Consider the following 17059-nt stretch of genomic DNA (forward strand, 5'->3'; position numbering starts at 1 on the left):
GGCGGATGTCCGAAGGATGTCCGTACCACCCGCACTACGCCAGAGGCATACCGTATGTCTTCGCATCTGCCGGCCGTCTTCCGCGGCGCCGCCGCCCCGCAACCCCGCACCCTGCTCGACGTACTGGACGCGACGGCGGCCGCCCACCCGGGCGCACCCGCACTCGACGCGGGCGGCGAGAGGCTCACCTACCAAGACCTCTGCGACCGGATCACCGAACGCGCCGTGCGGCTCACCCGCCACGGCATCGGCCCCGGCGACCGGGTCGGCGTCCGGATCCCGTCCGGCACCTGCGACCTGTACCTCGCCATCCTGGCGGTCCTGCTGTGCGGCGCGGCGTACGTGCCGGTCGACGCGGACGACCCCGAGGAGCGCGCGGCGACCGTCTTCCGCGAGGCGGGGGTGTGCGCCGTGATCGAGGCCGACGAGCGCATACTGCCGGGGCCCGTGGCGCCGCTGGCCCAGCGCTGGCGGCCCGCGTCGCCCGACGACGACGCCTGGATCATCTTCACGTCCGGTTCGACGGGGCTGCCCAAGGGCGTGGCGGTCACCCATCGCTCGGCGGCCGCGTTCGTGGACGCCGAGGCCCAACTCTTCCTCAGCGAGCGGCCGTTGGGCCCTGGTGACCGGGTGCTCGCCGGGCTCTCGGTGGCCTTCGACGCCTCGTGCGAGGAGATGTGGCTGGCCTGGCGGCACGGCGGCTGCCTGGTTCCGGCGCCCCGCTCGCTGGTGCGGGCGGGCCACGAGCTCGGGCCCTGGCTGATCGAACGCGGCATCACGGTGGTCTCCACGGTGCCCACGCTCGCAGCGCTGTGGCCGGACGAGGCGCTCGACGAGGTCCGGCTCCTGATCGTCGGCGGCGAGGCCTGCCCGGGCGCCCTCGCGGACCGGTTCGCGGTCAAGGGCCGCGAGATGTGGAACACCTACGGCCCCACCGAGACGACGGTGGTGGCGACCGCCGCACGCATGCTGCCGGGTGAGCCGGTACGCATCGGACTCCCCCTGTCCGGTTGGGAGTTGGCGGTCCTGGACGCGACCGGAGAGCCCGTCCCGTACGGAGGCGAGGGCGAGCTGGTCATCGCGGGCGTGGGCACGGCGCGCTACCTCGACGCCGCCAAGGACACCGAACGGTTCGCCCCGCTCCCCCTCCTCGACACCCGGCGCGCCTATCGCACCGGCGATCTCGTACGGGCCGACGCGGCCGGGCTCATCCATCTCGGGCGGGCCGACGACCAGGTCAAGGTGGGCGGGCGGCGCATCGAACTCGGCGAGATCGACGCCATGTTGAGGGCACTGCCGGGCGTGCGCGCGGCGGCCGGCGCGGTACGCGGCACCCCGGCCGGCGGCCAGATCCTGGTCGGCTACGTGGTGCCCGAACAGGGCGGCTTCCGAACTGCCCACGCGCACCTCGGGCAAGGTCGACCGGGACGCCCTGCCCTGGCCGCTGCCCGCCCAGCGCGGCCCCGCCGTCGACGCCGCACAGGACGGCTCCACCCTGGCCCGCCTCGCCGGGGCCTGGGAGCGGATGCTGGGCATGCGCCCCGAGCCGGACAGCGACTTCTTCGCGCTCGGCGGGTCCGAACTGCGCGAGCCGTCCTGTGCGGCGCCGACCAGGCCCGCGGCTTCCTCGCCGAACGCCTGCCGGCCGCGCTCGTACCGCTGCTCGTCGAAGTCACCGAACTGCCCACGCGCACCTCGGGCAAGGTCGACCGGGACGCCCTGCCCTGGCCGCTGCCCGCCCAGCGCGGCCCCGCCGTCGACGCCGCACAGGACGGCTCCACCCTGGCCCGCCTCGCCGGGGCCTGGGAGCGGATGCTGGGCATGCGCCCCGAGCCGGACAGCGACTTCTTCGCGCTCGGCGGGTCCAGCCTGAGCGCGGCACGCCTCGCCTCCGAACTGCGCGAGCACTACCCCGGCGTTTCCGTCGCCGACCTGTACCGCCGCCCCGTACTGCGCGACATGGCCCAGCACCTCGAATCCCTCGAAGGCCCGGCCGCCGAGGCCCGGCCCGTACAGCCGGTGCCGCACCGCGCGGGAGTGGTCCAACTCCTCGTCACAGCAGGCCTGTTCGGGATCGCGGGACTGCGCGCGCTCGTCGGTCTTGCGATGCTCGACAACGTTCTGGGGTCGCTCGCCCCGCAGGCCTGGGCGCCGCACACCTCCTGGTGGCTCGTGCTCATCGCCGCGCTGGTCCTGATGAGCGCGCCCGCCCGCTTCGCGATCGGCGGCGGGTCGGCGCGGCTCCTTACCCGTGGCGTGGTGCCGGGCGCGTATCCGCGCGGCGGCCGCGTCCATCTGCGGCTGTGGACGGCCGAGCGCATCGTGGCCGCGTTCGGCGTCTCCTCCCTGCTCGGCACGCCCTGGGCCCGGCTGTACGCGCGCTCGCTCGGCTGCCGGGTCGGGCCCGGCGTCGCCCTGCACGCCATGCCTCCGGTGACCGGTCTCGCGACGATCGGCCGGGGTGCGAGCGTGGAGCCGGAGGCCGACATCAGCGGCTGGTGGCTGGACGGCGCGACCCTGCACATCGGCGCGGTCCGCATCGGCGACGGCGCCCGGGTCGGCCACCGCAGCACCCTGATGCCCGGCGCGGTCCTCGGCGCGAACGCCGAACTGGAGCCGGGCGCCTGCCTGGACGGGCAGGTCCCGCCCGGCCGGCGCTGGCTCGGCTCACCGGCGCGGCAGGCCGAATCGTACGAGCGCGTCGCCGGCACCGGCTGGCCCGCACCGCGCCCCGATCGCTCGCGCCGCTGGGCCGCCGCGTACGCGCTCTCCCTCATCGGTCTGCCGCTCCTTACGGTGCTGTCCACGGCGCCCGCGCTGGTCGGCGTGTACTACCTGGTGCGGTCCTGTGACACCCTCTCGGCGGTCGCCGTGCGCCTGCTCCTCGCCGCGCCGCCCGTCGCGGTGGTCACCACCCTGTCCTCGGCGCTGACCCTCGCCGTCCTGGTCCGGATCCTCGGGCGGGGTCTGAAGCCCGGCTTCCACCCGGTGTGCGGCGGTGTCGCCTGGCGCGCCTGGCTGGTGACCCGGCTGCTCACCGGCGCCCGCGGCAGCTTCTTCCCGCTGTACGCGAGCCTCGCGACCCCGGTGTGGCTGCGGCTGCTCGGCGCCAGGGTGGGGCGGCGCGCCGAGATCTCGACCGTGCTTCCGCTGCCCTCGCTCCTGACGGTCGAGGACGGCGCGTTCCTCGCCGACGACACCCTGGTCGCACCGTACGAAATCCGGGGCGGCTGGCTGCGGCTGGGGACGGCGACCGTCGGGCGCAGGGCCTTCGTCGGCAACTCGGGCATCGTCGGCCCGGACCGCCGGGTGCCCGACGGGGCCCTGATCGGCGTGCTGTGCGACGCGCCCGCGCAGAGCGAGCCCGGCAGTTCGTGGCTCGGCCGCCCCGCGCTTCCGCTGCCGAGGGTGCCGACCGCGGCCGATCCCGGCCGCACCTTCGAACCGCCACGGGGGCTCGTGCTCGCCCGGTCCGCGGTCGAGCTGTGCCGGGTGCTGCCGCTGATGTGCTCGGTGCTGCTCGCCGAGGCGGTGCTGATCGGCGAACAGAGCGCTCTCAACCGGGGCGGGCTTTTGCCGGCCGCGCTGGCGGGGACGGTGCTGCTCGTGGCCGCGGCGGCGGTCGCGGGGCTCACGGCGACCGCCGCGAAGTGGATCCTGGTCGGCCGGTTCGAGCCGGGCGAGCATCCGCTGTGGTCGTCCTTCGTGTGGCGCAACGAGCTGTACGACACCTTCGTCGAGTCCCTCGCGGTGCCGTGGATGGCGGGCTCGTTCACCGGCACGCCGGTCCTCAACTGGTGGCTGCGCAGCCTCGGCGCGCACATCGGGCGCGGGGTGTGGCTGGAGACGTACTGGCTGCCGGAGACCGACCTGATCACCCTGGGGGACGGGGCGAGCGTGAACCGCGGGTGCGTGCTGCAGACCCATCTCTTCCACGACCGGATCATGCGCCTGGACACCGTGCGGCTCGCCGAGGGCGCGTCGCTCGGCCCGCACAGCATCGCGCTGCCCGGCACCGACGTCGGCGCCCGGGCGTCGGTGGGCGCCGCCTCGCTGGTGATGCGAGGCGAGAGCGTGCCGCCGGACACCCGCTGGGCGGGCAACCCCATCGCGGGCGAGCAGTCTCCCGAGGTACAACTCCCCATGACTCAGCCCTTTGTGACGGTCCATCAGGGATCCTCGCGGGAAGGGAGCGCCGCATGACCCGGTGCACGCGGCGGTCGCTCGTCCGGGTCGCCGCCCTGTCCGCGCTCGGCGGCCTTGCCGTGGCGGACCAGGAGGCCACCGGCCGCCGGGACCGCTACTTCCCGCAGCACGGCTCGTACGGTCACGACACGCTCGCCTACGACCTGCGGATCGCGTACGACTCGGTCAGCGGCCGGCTCGCGGGCACGGCGCTGATCCAGGCCGTGGCCCTGCGGCCGCTGGAGCGGATCGAGCTCGACCTGTCCCGGCTCAGCGCGCACGCGGCGCACGTCGACGGCAGGGCCGCCCGCATCCGCCAGCGGCAGGGCAAGCTTTATGTGACGCCCAGTCAACCCGTCGCGGCGGGCGAGCTGTTCACGGCCAAAGTCAGGTACGGGGGGCGGCCCGCGCCGATCCGCTCGCCGTTCGGCAGCATCGGCTGGGACCGTACCGGCGACAGCCACGACGGCACCCTGGTCGCCTCCCAGCCGCTGGGGGCGCCGTCCTGGTTCCCGTGCAACGACCGCCCCGACGACAAGGCCGCGTACACCTTCCGGGTCACGGTGCCGCGCGACCGGCAGGCACTCGCGAACGGCACGCTCACCGAGTGCCGCAGCGAGGGCTCCACGGAGGTGTGGACCTATCACCACCCCGGCCCCATGGCCACCTACCTGGCCGCGCTCTACACCGGCCGCTTCCAGCACGACAGCGTGCTCGCACCGGGGCCGCCGGGCGGCAAGCCGATCCCGGTGCACAACGCCTATCCGTCCCGCATCGCCGAGGCGGCCCGGCACGACCTCGGCCGCCAGCCCGACATGCTGCGGCACTTCTCGGAGCTGTTCGGGCCCTACCCCTTCGAGGCGTACGGGGCGGTGGTGGTCGACGCGGACCTCGGCGCCCCCGTCGAGAACCAGACCCGCGCGGTGTTCGGGCGCAACCACATCGACGGGCAGCGGGGCTGGGAGACGCTGGTGGCCCACGAGCTGGCGCACCAGTGGTTCGGCAACAGCGTGGGCATCCGCGAGTGGCGGCACATCTGGCTCAACGAGGGCTTCGCGACGTATGCCGAGTGGCTGTGGTCGGAGCACATCGGCGAGGACAGCGCCGACGAGATCGCGCGGCGCGAGTGGCGGGGCCTCGCGAAGCGCACCCAGAACCTGCGGCTCGCCGAGCCGGGCCCGCGCCGCATCTTCGACGACCGGCTCTACAACCGGGGCGCCTGCACCCTGCACGCGCTGCGCCTGACGCTGGGCGACGAGCGGTTCTTCGCGATGCTGCGCGGCTGGCACGCGGCGCGGCGCGGCCGGATCGGCGACACCGCCACCTTCATCGCCCACGCCGAGACCACGGCCGGAGAGGCGTTGCGCCCGCTGCTCCAGGCCTGGCTCTACGACAAGAGGCTCCCGGATCTGCCGACACAGAGGGTGAGTTGACGGCCTGTCACTTCTGGAAGGGGCCCTGCGTGTCCGGCGCGTACGCGGCCGCCACCGCGTATCGCTGGATCTTGAGCGAGGGGGTCCGGCGGGGCCGGCCGGGACCCGCTCGTTCTATCGTCCGTAACCGCCCGCTCTGCGCTGTCGTCGTATACAAACCTTTCCGGCCGCGCGGGTTCCGGCCGCATTTATGGCACATTCTGCCGATGCATGTCCCTTGCTAAGTCCTCTATGCCAGCCCTTACTGTGCGCTTGGCTGTTACGGGCCGATTTCTTGGTGGTTATGGGGAGGGTCACGTGCGGATGCCGCGGGCGCGACGAGGGAGGCTGTTCGCGGTGCACGTGCTGCGCGGGCAGGCGCAGGTGCAGTTCATGCCGAGCGCGCTCACCGGGGCGATCTTCACGGTCGCGCTGTTCACCGCCGGCTGGCAGTACGGCCTCTACGGGCTGATCGGCACCGCCATAGGGACCGGCACCGCCCAGCTGCTCGGGGTGGACCGGAGCAGGGTGTCCGCCGGGCTCGAAGGGTTCAACGCCTGTCTCGTCGCGGTCGGCTTCGCGGTGTTCCTCGGGCCCGCGCATCCGTCCACGATGGTGCTCGCTGCGGGCGGCTGCGCGGTCGTCATCGTGGTGACCGCGGCCGCCGCGACCCTGCTGCGCGGCTGGGGGCTGCCTACCCTGACGCTGCCTTTCTGCCTGATGGCGAGCGCCATGACGATCGCGGCGCCCGGCTTCGAGCGGGTGTGGCACGGCGGTCCGGCGTCGGCCGGGCTGAGCAGGGCCGCCGAGGGGACGGTCGCGCTGGCCGTCGACGACGTGGCCCGCGCGTTCTTCGCGAACATCGCGCAGATCTTCCTCATGCCGCAGTGGTACGTCGGCCTGATCTTCCTCGTCGGCATCTTCGCGGCCAGCCGGACGGCGGGGGCCATGGCCTGCGTCGGCAGCGCCGTCGGCGTGGTGACCGCCTGGGCGCTCGGTGCCCCCACCGCCAGGATCGTGGACGGCACCATGGGCTACAACGCCGTGCTCGTCGCGATGGCGCTGTGCGGGGTGCTGCTCACGGCCGACCGCTGGAGCCTCGGCTTCGCGGTGGCCGGGGCGGCGGCGGCCACGGTGCTCGGGCCCGCCCTGAACGCACTGTTCGCACCGGCGGGCGGGCACTCCTTCACGTGGCCGTTCGTTCTCACCACCCTGGTGTTCGTCGCCTCCGTACCCGCGCTGCCGAGGCTCCACCACACCGGGGCGCCAGCCGTCCTGCCGCTCACCGAGCCGGTCGGTTCCGACGTCGTGCTCGGCGCCTGAGAGACCCCCCGGCACTTCACTCGCACGGCCTACAGGGCATGCGTGTCACCTGGGGCGGTGTGAGGGTGCCAGTGTGACCACCGCCAGCGATACAGCACCCGTGTCCGCGCCGCCCGTGCTGGATGTCCGGCAGCGGAACATCGTGTTCGGGACGATCATGCTCGGGATGCTGCTTGCCGCGCTCGACCAGACCATCGTCGGCACGGCGCTCCCCACGATCGTCTCGGACCTCGGCGGCGCCGCCCACATGTCGTGGGTGGTCACCTCCTACCTCCTGGCGGAAACCGTCGCGACGGCCCTGGTCGGCAAGTTCGGTGACCTCTTCGGCCGCAAGGTCGTCTTCCAGGTCTCCGCGATCACCTTCATCACCGGCTCGTTCCTGTGCGGTCTCGCGACGAACATGTCGCTCCTCATCGCCTGGCGGGCGCTCCAGGGCATCGGCGCGGGCGGCCTGATGGTGACCGCGATGGCATTGATCGCCGATGTGATCCCGCTGCGCGAACGCGGCAAGTACCAGGGTGCGATCGGCGCCGTGTTCGGCGTCTCGACCGTCATCGGGCCGCTGCTCGGCGGGCTCTTCACCGACCATCTGAGCTGGCGCTGGGCGTTCTACGTCAACGTCCCCATCGCCATCCTCGTGGTGATCGCGGCGGCTCGGACCATCCCCTCGGTCCGCTCGGTCGCCAAACCCGTCATCGACTACCTAGGTATCGGCCTGGTCGCGGCCGGGGCCAGCGCCCTGATCCTGGCGACGAGCTGGGGCGGCAACGAGTTCGCCTGGAGCTCGCCGACGATCATCGCCCTGTTCGCAGGGGGGCTGATCTCGCTCGCCCTGTTCTGCTGGGCGGAGACCCGGGCCGTCGAGCCCATGCTGCCGATGCGCCTGTTCCGCAACCCCGTCTTCACGGTGTGCTCGGTGCTCAGCTTCATCGTGGGCTTCGCGATGCTCGGCGCGATGACGTTCCTGCCGACCTATCTCCAGTACGTCGACGGCGACTCGGCCACCGTCTCCGGCGTGCGCACCCTGCCCATGGTCATCGGCCTGCTCATCGCGTCGATCTTCAGCGGCAACGTGGTGAGCAAGACCGGCCAGTACCGGATCTTCCCCATCGTCGGCGCCCTGGTCATGGGGGTGGGCCTCTATCTGCTCTCGCTGATGGGGCCCGGCGTCAGCGCGTGGCTGGAATCGCTCTACATGTTCGTGCTCGGCCTCGGCATCGGCCTGTGCATGCAGGTCCTCACCATCGCCGTGCAGAACACCGTCGACTACGCGGACCTGGGCACGGCGACGTCCGGTGTCACCTTCTTCCGTACCCTCGGCAGCTCGTTCGGCACCGCCGTCTTCGGCACCATCTACGCCAACACCCTGAAGCCGAACCTCCGGGACGGGGTGGCCGCGGCGGCGAAGGTCGGCGGGGCGAATCCTGCGCAGCTCGCGCAGGCCGCGCAGTCCCCGGCCGGGCTGCACCAACTGCCGCCGGCGACGTCCGCCCCCATCGTGCAGGCGTACTCCGACAGCCTCCACACCGTGTTTCTCTGGACGGTTCCGGTCGCCGCGGTGGGCTTCCTGGTGGCGCTGTTCCTCAAGCAGGTCGAGCTGCGCGACACCGCCCGGTCCGCCTCCACCGACATGGGTGAGGGCTTCGCGCAGCCGACGACGGGCGACTCCGCGAAGGTGCTCGAACTCGCGGTCGGCAAGATCGTGCGGGGCGCGGACATGAACACCGCGCGGCGCATCGTCGCGGCCTCCGACACCCGGCTCGACGTGGCCGGGGCCTGGGCTGTCATGCAGGTCGAGCAGCACACGCGCATGGTCGGGCACGCGAGCCTCGGCCTGATCGCATCCCGCCGCCATGTGCCGCCGGAGGTCCTGGTGCCGGTGTTCCAGCGGATGGTCGACGAGGGATTCCTCAGCCGCGAGGGCAGCTACTTCTCGCACACCCCGGCCGGTGAGCGCGAGGTCGCGGCCATCACCGACTCCTGGTCGGCATGGCTGAACGAGCAGTTGGAGAAGGACCGCGGCCGCCCGCGCAGCGCGGAACTCCGCGCCGCCGCGGACACCATCGCCAAGCGCCTGATGGCCGAGGACCTGGCGAACGGACTGCCCTCGGTCCGCGAGAAGGCGGCTGCGGCCAGCCCCTCCTGAGCTCGCGGGCGGCGCCCGCTTCATGCCTGATACGGTCGGGAACCGGCAGGTCAGCGAGTTCGGAGCAAGGGGTGGTGGCGGAATGTCGGCTCGTCGGAGTGCCGATCCGGACCGGCCCACCTTCACCGAACAGGCCCGCCGCCGGCAGCTGATCGAGGCCACCATCGACTCGATCGCCACCCGCGGCTACCCGGCCACCTCGCTCGCCGCCATCGCCGAACAGGCCGGAGTCTCCAAGGCGGCCGTCCTCTACCACTACGCCTCCAAGGACAAGCTGACCGAGGCGACCCTGGCGCATGTGCTCGGCCAGTTCATGGCGTACGTCGGCGAACGCGTCGAGCGCGAGGCCGACCCGAAGGCGGCCCTCGTCGCCTATGTGCGGGCGATGATCGGCTACCAGCAGGCCAACCGGCGCCATGTGCGGGTGATCGTCGAGATGCTGCTCGACGACCGGGGCGGCACCGAGCTGAAGACGCCGGGCTCACACGACACCGCCGGCCGCTGGCAGGGCCTGGCAGAACTCCTGACGAAGGGTCAGGAAGCGGGCGACTTCCGCGAGTTCGACACCCGTACGGTGGCGTTGGGCATAGGCGGGGCGATCGACGGGGTGATCTCGCACTGGCTCGTCCACCCCGAGCTCGACCTGGACGCGGCGGCGGCCGAGCTGGTGACCTTCACACTGCTCGCCGTGGAGCGCTGAACTACCCAGCGCGGCGGGCGAATTGGGGTGCGCGCTCCGGCCGTACGCCGATGCCACCCAGGTACGCGGTCACGCCGCTCAGTACCGGAAGCCGCCGTACCAGGCGCAGGGGCAGCGGAAGCCGGTCGCCGCGCAGCGTCCCGTCGAGGGCGGGCTTCAGGAGCATGTCGTGCTCACCGCGCTGCTGCTTCTGGACAACGGTCACGGGCAGCCCGCGACGCCGCTGGACGCGCTCCAACTCCCGTACGTTTACGACCCGTTGGCTCAGTGGACCCGCGAGGATACGGGCGGCGGCGACCGCGTCCTGGACGGCCAGGTTGACGCCCATGCCTCCCACCGGGGACATGGTGTGGGCGGCGTCGCCGATGCACAGCAGTCCGTCCCGGTACCAGCGGGACAGCCGCCCCATCGTCACGTCGAGCAGTTTTACGTCATCCCAGGAGCGGATCGCGGCGGTCGCTTCCGCGTCCCAGCCGAAGAGTTCGCCGAGGCGGTCGCGCAGCCACTGGATGTCGTGGCCGCGCAGAGCGGCGTCCTGGCCCTTCGGGATCAGGTAGGCGGTCTGGTAGTAGTCGCCCCGGTCCATGGTCACGGCCGCCTGGCCGCCGCCGAAGCGCGCGAAGACGCGGCCCTCCTTGACGTCGCCCCTGGGCGCCGGCACCCTCGCCTGCCAGACGTCCACCGGCACCTCGAACTCGTCCTGGAACAGCCCGGCTTCGCGGGCCACCACCGAATCCCGCCCGTCACAGGCCACCGTGAGATCGGCGGCCAGCTCGCCGGGCCTGCCCAGTTCGTCCACGTACCGCACTCCTGTGATGCGGCCGCCCTCGGTGCGCAGTCCGGTCACGGCGGTGCGCATGCGCAGCGTGAACGACGGTTCCTTGGCCGCCGCTTCGGCGAGCAGGCCGAGGAAGTCCCACTGCGGCACCATCGCTATGTACTTGTGCGGGCCGGGGATGCGGCGGAAGTCGGCCATGACGACGGCCGTGCCGCCGATCTCCATCCGCATCTCCTCCAGCCTGTGCGCGGGCAGCGCCGCGAAGCGCTCTCCGAGGCCGAGTTCGTCCAGGAGCCGCAGGGTCGAGGGGTGGACAGTGTCACCCCTGAAGTCCCGCAGGAAGTCCCCGTGCTTCTCCAGGACCGTCACCTCGATGCCGGCTCTGGCAAGCAGCAGTCCGAGCATCATCCCCGCCGGTCCCCCGCCGACGATGCAACAGGTCGTGCGCTGCACAGACTCCGCAGCCCCCACGTTCACCACTCCCTCTCCCGTTCCTCGCGATGCGACCGGGTTCGACTCTAACCGATCGGTCAGCATTCTGATCGATCGGTAGGCACCTGCATCGGAGTATGCGCATGACCGTCGGCGAAACTCCCCCGCCACAGGGGCTTCCTCGGCCCGCCGGTACGGCCGAGGATCTTCCCCAAGTCCCCATGAAGGAGATTCATGAGCAGCGCACCCTGGTATGAGCAACTTCTGTCGAGTACCGATCAGTTGGAGCCCCGCGCCTGGTTCGCCGCCTCCGACGCGGCACGCGTCTCGCTCGACGGGACGTGGCGGTTCCGGCTGACCCCGACGGCCGACAGCGAGGACACCTCGTTCGCCGCGCCCGGCTACGACGCGTCCGGATGGGGCGAGCTCGCCGTGCCGGGCCACTGGGTGCTCCAGGGGCACGGCAGCCCGGCCTACACGAACGTCCGCTACCCCTTCCCCGTCGATCCCCCGCGCGTGCCCACCGAGAACCCGACCGGCGACCATCTGCGCACCTTCGACGTGCCGGACGCGATGAGCACCGACGGCGAGGTGCTGCTGCGGTTCGACGGGGTCGAGTCCTGCGCCCGGGTCTGGCTGAACGGCACCGAGCTCGGCACCTTCATGGGCAGTCGGCTGCCCCACGAGTTCGAGGTCGGCACACTGCTCCGGCCGCGCGGCAACGTGCTTGCCGTCCGGGTCCACCAGTGGTCGGCCGGCAGCTACTTGGAGGACCAGGACCAGTGGTGGATGCCGGGCATCTTCCGCGAGGTGACCCTGCTGCACCGGCCCCCGGGCGCGGTCGGCGACTTCTTCGTGCACTCCCCGTACGACCACCGCACGGGCCGGGGCACACTGCGTGTCGAGAGCGCGGTCCCGGGGCGGGTGCTCGTCCCTGAGCTGGGGCTCGACCTCGCCACCGGTGAGAGCGCTCCCATCCCCGTCGAGCCGTGGACGGCCGAGACGCCCCGGCTGTACGCGGCCGAGCTGGTCACGCCCGGAGAGTGCGTTCAGCTGCGGATCGGATTCCGTACGGTCGTGGTCGAGGACGGGCTCCTCAAGGTCAATGGCCGCCGGATCCAGTTCCGCGGGGTCAACCGCCACGAGTTCCACCCCGAGACGGGCCGCGCCCTCGGCCTCGCCACCATGCGCGAGGACCTGGTCCTCATGAAGCGGCACAACATCAACGCCGTACGCACCAGCCACTATCCGCCGCACCCCGCGTTCCTCGATCTCTGCGACGAGCTGGGGCTGTGGGTGATCGACGAGTGCGACCTGGAGACGCACGGCTTCGAGGAGGTGGGCTGGCGCGGCAACCCGGTCGACGACCCGCGCTGGACGCCCGCCCTGCTGGACCGTGCGGCCCGCATGGTCGAGCGCGACAAGAACCATCCCTCGGTGGTGCTCTGGTCGCTCGGCAACGAGTGCGGCACCGGGCAGGGCTTGAGCGCGATGGCCGACTGGATACGCGACCGCGACCCGGGCCGCCCGATCCACTACGAGGGCGACCGCTCGTGCCGGGACACCGATGTGTACTCCCGCATGTACGCCTCACAGGAGGAGACCGGCCGGATCGGCCGCCACGAGGACACGGACGGGCCGGGCGAGAGGGCTCAACTCCCGTTCATTCTCTGCGAGTACGGGCACGCCATGGGCAACGGACCCGGCGGTCTCACCGAGTACCAGGACCTGTTCGAGACGTACGCGCGCTGCCAGGGCGGGTTCGTCTGGGAGTGGATCGACCACGGACTCGCCCACCCCGAGCTGGGCCACGCCTACGGCGGCGACTTCGGCGAGGAGCTGCACGACGGCAACTTCGTCTGCGACGGCCTCCTGTTCCCGGACCGCACCCCCTCCCCCGGGCTCGTCGAGTACAAGAAGGTGATCGAGCCGGTCAGGTTCGCCGGGGACGGCACGGCGGGCACGCTGCACATCACCAACTGCCATGATTTCAGCGGGCTTTCGCACCTCGCCTTCGACTGGTCGTACGAGGTGGAGGGCGAGGCGGTGGCCTCGGGTCCGCTCGCCGTTCCCGACCCCGCACCCGGCCGGAGCGTGGAGCTCGAACTGGGCCCTCCGCCGGTCGCCGACGCCTCGCGCGAGGCGTGCTGGACGGTGCGGGCGGTGCTCGCGCACGACACACCCTGGGCGCCGCGCGGGCACGAGGTCGCGTGGGGCCAGCTTCCGGTGGTCCCGCGCTCTGCGCCGGCCCCCGCCGCCGGGACCGTTCCGGTCCGCGAGGGCCACCGGGTCACGCTCGGCCCGGCCGCATTCGACTGCCGGACCGGTCTGCTCACGGAGCTCGGCGGCATTCCGGTGGACGGGCCGAGGCTCGATGTGTGGCGGGCGCCGACCGACAACGACGCGGGTGCGTCCTGGGCACCCGAGGAGCAGTACGCCCGCCGGTGGCGCGAGCTCGGCCTCGATCGCATGCAACACCGCCTGGATGACGTCCAGTTGATGGACCATCACCTCGTGGTGCGCTCGCGGGTGGCGCCCGCCGCGTCGGATCTGGGACTGCGGGTGACGTACACATGGAGCGCCGACGGAGAGCGGGTGCGGCTCGCGGTCTCGGTCACCCCCGAGGGCGCGTGGACGCTGCCGCTGCCTCGGCTCGGGGTGCGGATGGGGCTGCCGGGCTCGTACGGACAGGCCGAGTGGTTCGGCGCGGGGCCCGGCGAGGCCTATCCGGACACTCGGCGGGCCGCGCGCGTCGGGCACTGGAGCATGCCCGTCGAGGCGATGCAGACACCGTACGTACGGCCGCAGGAGAACGGGGCCCGCGCAGAGGTCCGCTGGGCCGAACTCGGCGACGGGCAAGGGGGGTTGCGGATCGAGGGCGACCCGGAGTTCTGGTTCACCGCCCGGCGCTGGACGAGCGAGGAACTTGCCGCGGCCCGGCATCTGCCCGATCTGGTCCCCGGCGACCGTATCTGGCTCAACCTGGACCACGGGATGCAGGGAATCGGCTCGGCCTCATGCGGTCCGGGCGTTTTGGCGGAGCATCAACTGCGGGTGGAGGGGGCCGAGTTCGGGTTCACTTTCGGTCCGCTCGCGGTCACTCGGTGAAGATTGCGTCGAGGTAGACCCAGGCGCCGTCGACGCGTGAGAACCGGCTCTGCTCGTGCAGGGAGCCGGCTTCGCCGCCATGGGTGTAGTGCGCCCGGAAGGTGACCGTGCCGGTGGTGTGGAAGGCGCTGCCGTCGGCGGTGTCCAGGATCTCCAGGCGGGTCCAGCGCATGCCGGGGTCGAAGTCGATCCCGGCGGGCCGGGTGTCCGGGTGCCAGGTGCGCAGCAGGTACGGCCCGTCCTGAACCGCGAAGGCGCTGAACCGCGAGCGCATCAGCGCCTCGGCGGTGGGGGCGGCGGCAGCGCCCGAGTGATAGCGGCCACAGCACTCGGCATAGGCGGCGGGCAGCCCGCAGGGGCAGGACGTGGGGACGGCGGGGCGTACGGGGCGCTTGGTGCGACGGGACATGCCCTTATCTGATCACAGGCGGCCGCCTCCGCGGCATCGCCCATCGGGTCGCGTGAGACCGCCCCGGCGACAGCGTCGACTCGCCCGGGGTGAGTCGCAAAAAGGGGCAATGGGATGATCCAGGGGGTGTCCGATGGGTCGGCTCTTGGTGGCCGACGTCGAGACGGAAGCGCGCGGCCGCCGGGTGTGATGTGCGTCTCGGGTGTCAACCAAGCTCCCCCTCCCAGGCGTAGGCATGACAAAGGACAGAGATCACGCGAGGAGTGGGGCTGCTGTTGACCGAGGAGGAGTTCACCGAGTGCTGGACCACCTCGGCCCCCGGCCTGCCGGCGGGCGGTTCGCCGTGACCGGCATCGAGACCTTGGGCCCGGGCACACCTGCCGTACGGCAGCGGTTGTGCGCCGCGCCGTACTACAGGTGCGCCCCGCCGGCCGGGCCGCCCGCAGCCCTCAACGCCCGACCACGCTGACCGCCTACCGAGAAAGCCTCATGAAGACTTCGACAACCACGGCGATCGGCGCCCACCGAATACCGGCGCAGGCCCAGCACTCCGCTCCCGCCGCCACGTCCACCCAGCCGCCCGACGGCACGCCCCGCACACCGGCCAGGAACACCTGGCCGCACAGAACCTGGCACGCGACATGGCCCGCGCTGGCGATCTACGCGACCTCCGCCGTCCTCCACCTCGTCCTGCTCGCGGTCATGAGCCCGCCCGGCGCACCCGGCGTCCACGACAAGCTGCTCTCCTGGGACGGCGACCTCTACCGGTCCATCGCCCAGAACGGCTATCCCGACAGCTTCACCCATGACGCCGCGGGAAAGCTCGTCGGCAACAACCTGGCGTTCTTCCCCGCCTACCCGGCGCTGATCCGCACCGTCCACGCCCTGACCGGGCTCGGCTACGGCACCGCCGCGCTGGTCGCCGCCCACCTCGCGATGATCGCCGCGCTCGTCGCGGTCCACCTCCTCGTGAGCCGGCTCTACGACCGCCGCACCGCCACCGTCGCCACCATCCTGCTGGCCTGCGCCCAGCCGATGGCACTGGCCTTCCTCATGGCGTACAGCGAGTCCCTGTTCCTGGCCCTGGCCGCCGCCGCCCTCGTGGCCGCCCACCGCAAGGCATGGCTCACCGCCGGCATCTTCGCGCTCCTCACGGGTCTGGCCCGGCCCGCCGCCGCAGCCGTGGCCGCGGCCCTGGTCGTGGCCGTGGTCCTGCATCTGATGCGCGAGCGCCGCGTGACGTGGCGCCCCCTCGCCGCCATCGCCCTGGCCTGCACCGGAACCCCGGCCTACCTGTGGTGGGTGGGCCGGCGCCTCCACCGGACCGACGCCTGGTTCACCATCCAGCAGGCCGGCTGGGACACCCGCTGGGACAACGGCAGCTCGTTCTGGCACTTCCTCGGCTACGCCTTCACCGAGGCCGACGGCTGGGTCCCGGTCAGCACCGCCGTGCTGCTCCTCGCGTCCATCGTCGCCACCGCTCTCGCCTGGCAGCGCGGCACCTGGCCGCCACTCCTGGTCTACGGCACCGGGATCCTCGTCCTCACCCTCGGACAGAGCAACTACTACCACTCGAAACTCCGCCTGGTGGTCCCCGCCCTGATCTTCCTCATCCCCCTCGCCCGCGCCCTCGGGCGCGCCCGCCCGCGCACCACGGCCCTTGTGCTGACCGCGGCCTCGCTGTTCGGCTCCTGGTACGGCGCGTACATGCTCACCAGCTGGCAGTACGCCATCTGACGGCCCGACGACCGGCCGGGGCACCCTCGCCGGGGCCGGGCGCCGACGGTGAGGCGCACTCCCGGTGCCGTCCCGGGCTCACTAGGATCCGCGCATGACCACAGCACGGGACCTGCTGCTCGTCAGCATGGATGGCACCGCCGCCCACCGCACCGTCGAGCAGGGCGACCTCTCGCTGGCCCTCGCCGGAGCCGAGCTGCTCGATCTCGCCGACGCCGAGATCCTCACACTCGACGGCGACCGCATCGTCCCCGGTCTGCCGCGAGAGCTGGATGACCGGCAGCTCACCGAAGCGGCGGCGGCCCTCGCCCGGCAGACACCGTACGAGACCGTCGAGGACTGGCTGTGGCGCCGGGGGCGTGGCCTGTACGCGGCCTACCTCGGCGCGCTGGAGACGGAAGGCGGCGTCACCCGCCGGCACCGGCGCTGGAGTCCGCTGCGCACCGGCCGCACAGCGGTGGCCGACTCGCCGGAGCGGCGTCGCGCGGTGGAGCGCTGGGCCTCGGGCGAGCCCGTTCTCACCGGTCTCGCGGCCGCTGCCCGGCTCCGCGACGAGCCGCCCGAGGAGTGCGCGGACCGCACGGGCGACGCGGTCGTGACCGTGCTGGCCGCCGTCGACGACGCGGTGACGGAACTGGCGGCCGTACGCCAGCGGCGCAGCATCGAGGACGCGGCCTTCGACAACGTCTGGCGAGGCCAGTGACCCGTCGGTGACCCAAGCCCGGGCGGGCGTCGCGCGTCGGCCGCCCCCTTGCCCTCCGGCACCACCACTCATTATCGGCCATACGTGGAGTTACCGCCGTTAACCCTGTGCCAGGGCCCTACGGTG

At 72.3% G+C, this 17059-nt stretch carries 10 protein-coding genes; 8 read left to right on the forward strand and 2 right to left on the reverse strand.

The window, feature by feature from the left end:
* The first annotated feature begins 54 nt into the window (after positions 1-54).
* The 5 genes from ACSHXC_RS04425 (at position 55) to ACSHXC_RS04445 (ending at position 9766) form a co-directional block, all read left to right on the forward strand.
* Positions 55-4203 carry a Pls/PosA family non-ribosomal peptide synthetase gene (locus ACSHXC_RS04425; RefSeq protein ID WP_438290272.1) on the forward strand — a complete coding sequence of 1383 codons (4149 nt, stop codon included), beginning with the start codon at positions 55-57 and terminating at the stop codon, positions 4201-4203.
* Positions 4200-5618 (forward strand): M1 family metallopeptidase, encoded by a 1419-nt coding sequence (locus ACSHXC_RS04430; RefSeq protein WP_438290273.1) that lies wholly within the window; start codon positions 4200-4202, stop codon positions 5616-5618. The genes ACSHXC_RS04425 and ACSHXC_RS04430 overlap by 4 nt, the downstream gene beginning before the upstream one ends.
* 303 nt (positions 5619-5921) lie before the next feature.
* Entirely contained in the window at positions 5922-6920 is a 999-nt protein-coding gene (locus ACSHXC_RS04435; RefSeq protein ID WP_438296427.1) for an urea transporter, read from the forward strand.
* A 73-nt stretch (positions 6921-6993) separates the two neighbouring features.
* The gene (locus ACSHXC_RS04440) at positions 6994-9066 is read left to right on the forward strand and encodes an MDR family MFS transporter (RefSeq protein ID WP_438290274.1); all 2073 of its coding nucleotides are present in this window, start codon (positions 6994-6996) and stop codon (positions 9064-9066) included.
* Between the two features lie 82 nt (positions 9067-9148).
* A complete protein-coding gene (locus ACSHXC_RS04445) occupies positions 9149-9766 on the forward strand; it encodes a TetR/AcrR family transcriptional regulator (protein WP_438290275.1) in 618 nt (205 codons plus the stop codon).
* Position 9767: 1 nt separating this feature from the next.
* Here the strand turns inward: ACSHXC_RS04445 and ACSHXC_RS04450 are convergent, their stop codons facing one another.
* The gene (locus ACSHXC_RS04450) at positions 9768-10997 is read right to left on the reverse strand and encodes an FAD-dependent oxidoreductase (protein ID WP_438296429.1); all 1230 of its coding nucleotides are present in this window, start codon (positions 10995-10997) and stop codon (positions 9768-9770) included.
* Between the two features lie 213 nt (positions 10998-11210).
* Between ACSHXC_RS04450 and ACSHXC_RS04455 the strand changes: the two genes are divergently transcribed.
* Positions 11211-14084 carry a glycoside hydrolase family 2 TIM barrel-domain containing protein gene (locus ACSHXC_RS04455; RefSeq protein ID WP_438290276.1) on the forward strand — a complete coding sequence of 958 codons (2874 nt, stop codon included), beginning with the start codon at positions 11211-11213 and terminating at the stop codon, positions 14082-14084.
* On the opposite strand, the gene ACSHXC_RS04460 is transcribed toward ACSHXC_RS04455, so the two are convergent.
* Positions 14074-14493, reverse strand: a complete 420-nt coding sequence (locus tag ACSHXC_RS04460) for a YchJ family protein (protein WP_438290277.1) — start codon at positions 14491-14493, stop codon at positions 14074-14076. The two genes, ACSHXC_RS04455 and ACSHXC_RS04460, sit on opposite strands and share 11 nt — an antisense overlap.
* 489 nt (positions 14494-14982) lie before the next feature.
* On the opposite strand from ACSHXC_RS04460, the gene ACSHXC_RS04465 reads away from it, so the two are divergent.
* Both ACSHXC_RS04465 and ACSHXC_RS04470 read left to right on the forward strand, forming a co-directional pair.
* Positions 14983-16230, forward strand: coding sequence for a hypothetical protein (locus ACSHXC_RS04465; protein ID WP_438290278.1), 1248 nt, complete (start codon positions 14983-14985; stop codon positions 16228-16230).
* A 94-nt stretch (positions 16231-16324) separates the two neighbouring features.
* Entirely contained in the window at positions 16325-16933 is a 609-nt protein-coding gene (locus ACSHXC_RS04470; protein WP_438290279.1) for a GOLPH3/VPS74 family protein, read from the forward strand.
* The last annotated feature ends 126 nt before the right edge of the window (positions 16934-17059 follow it).

Origin of the sequence: Streptomyces sp. HUAS TT7 (assembly GCF_051550175.1) — a bacterium.
GTDB lineage: Bacteria > Actinomycetota > Actinomycetes > Streptomycetales > Streptomycetaceae > Streptomyces.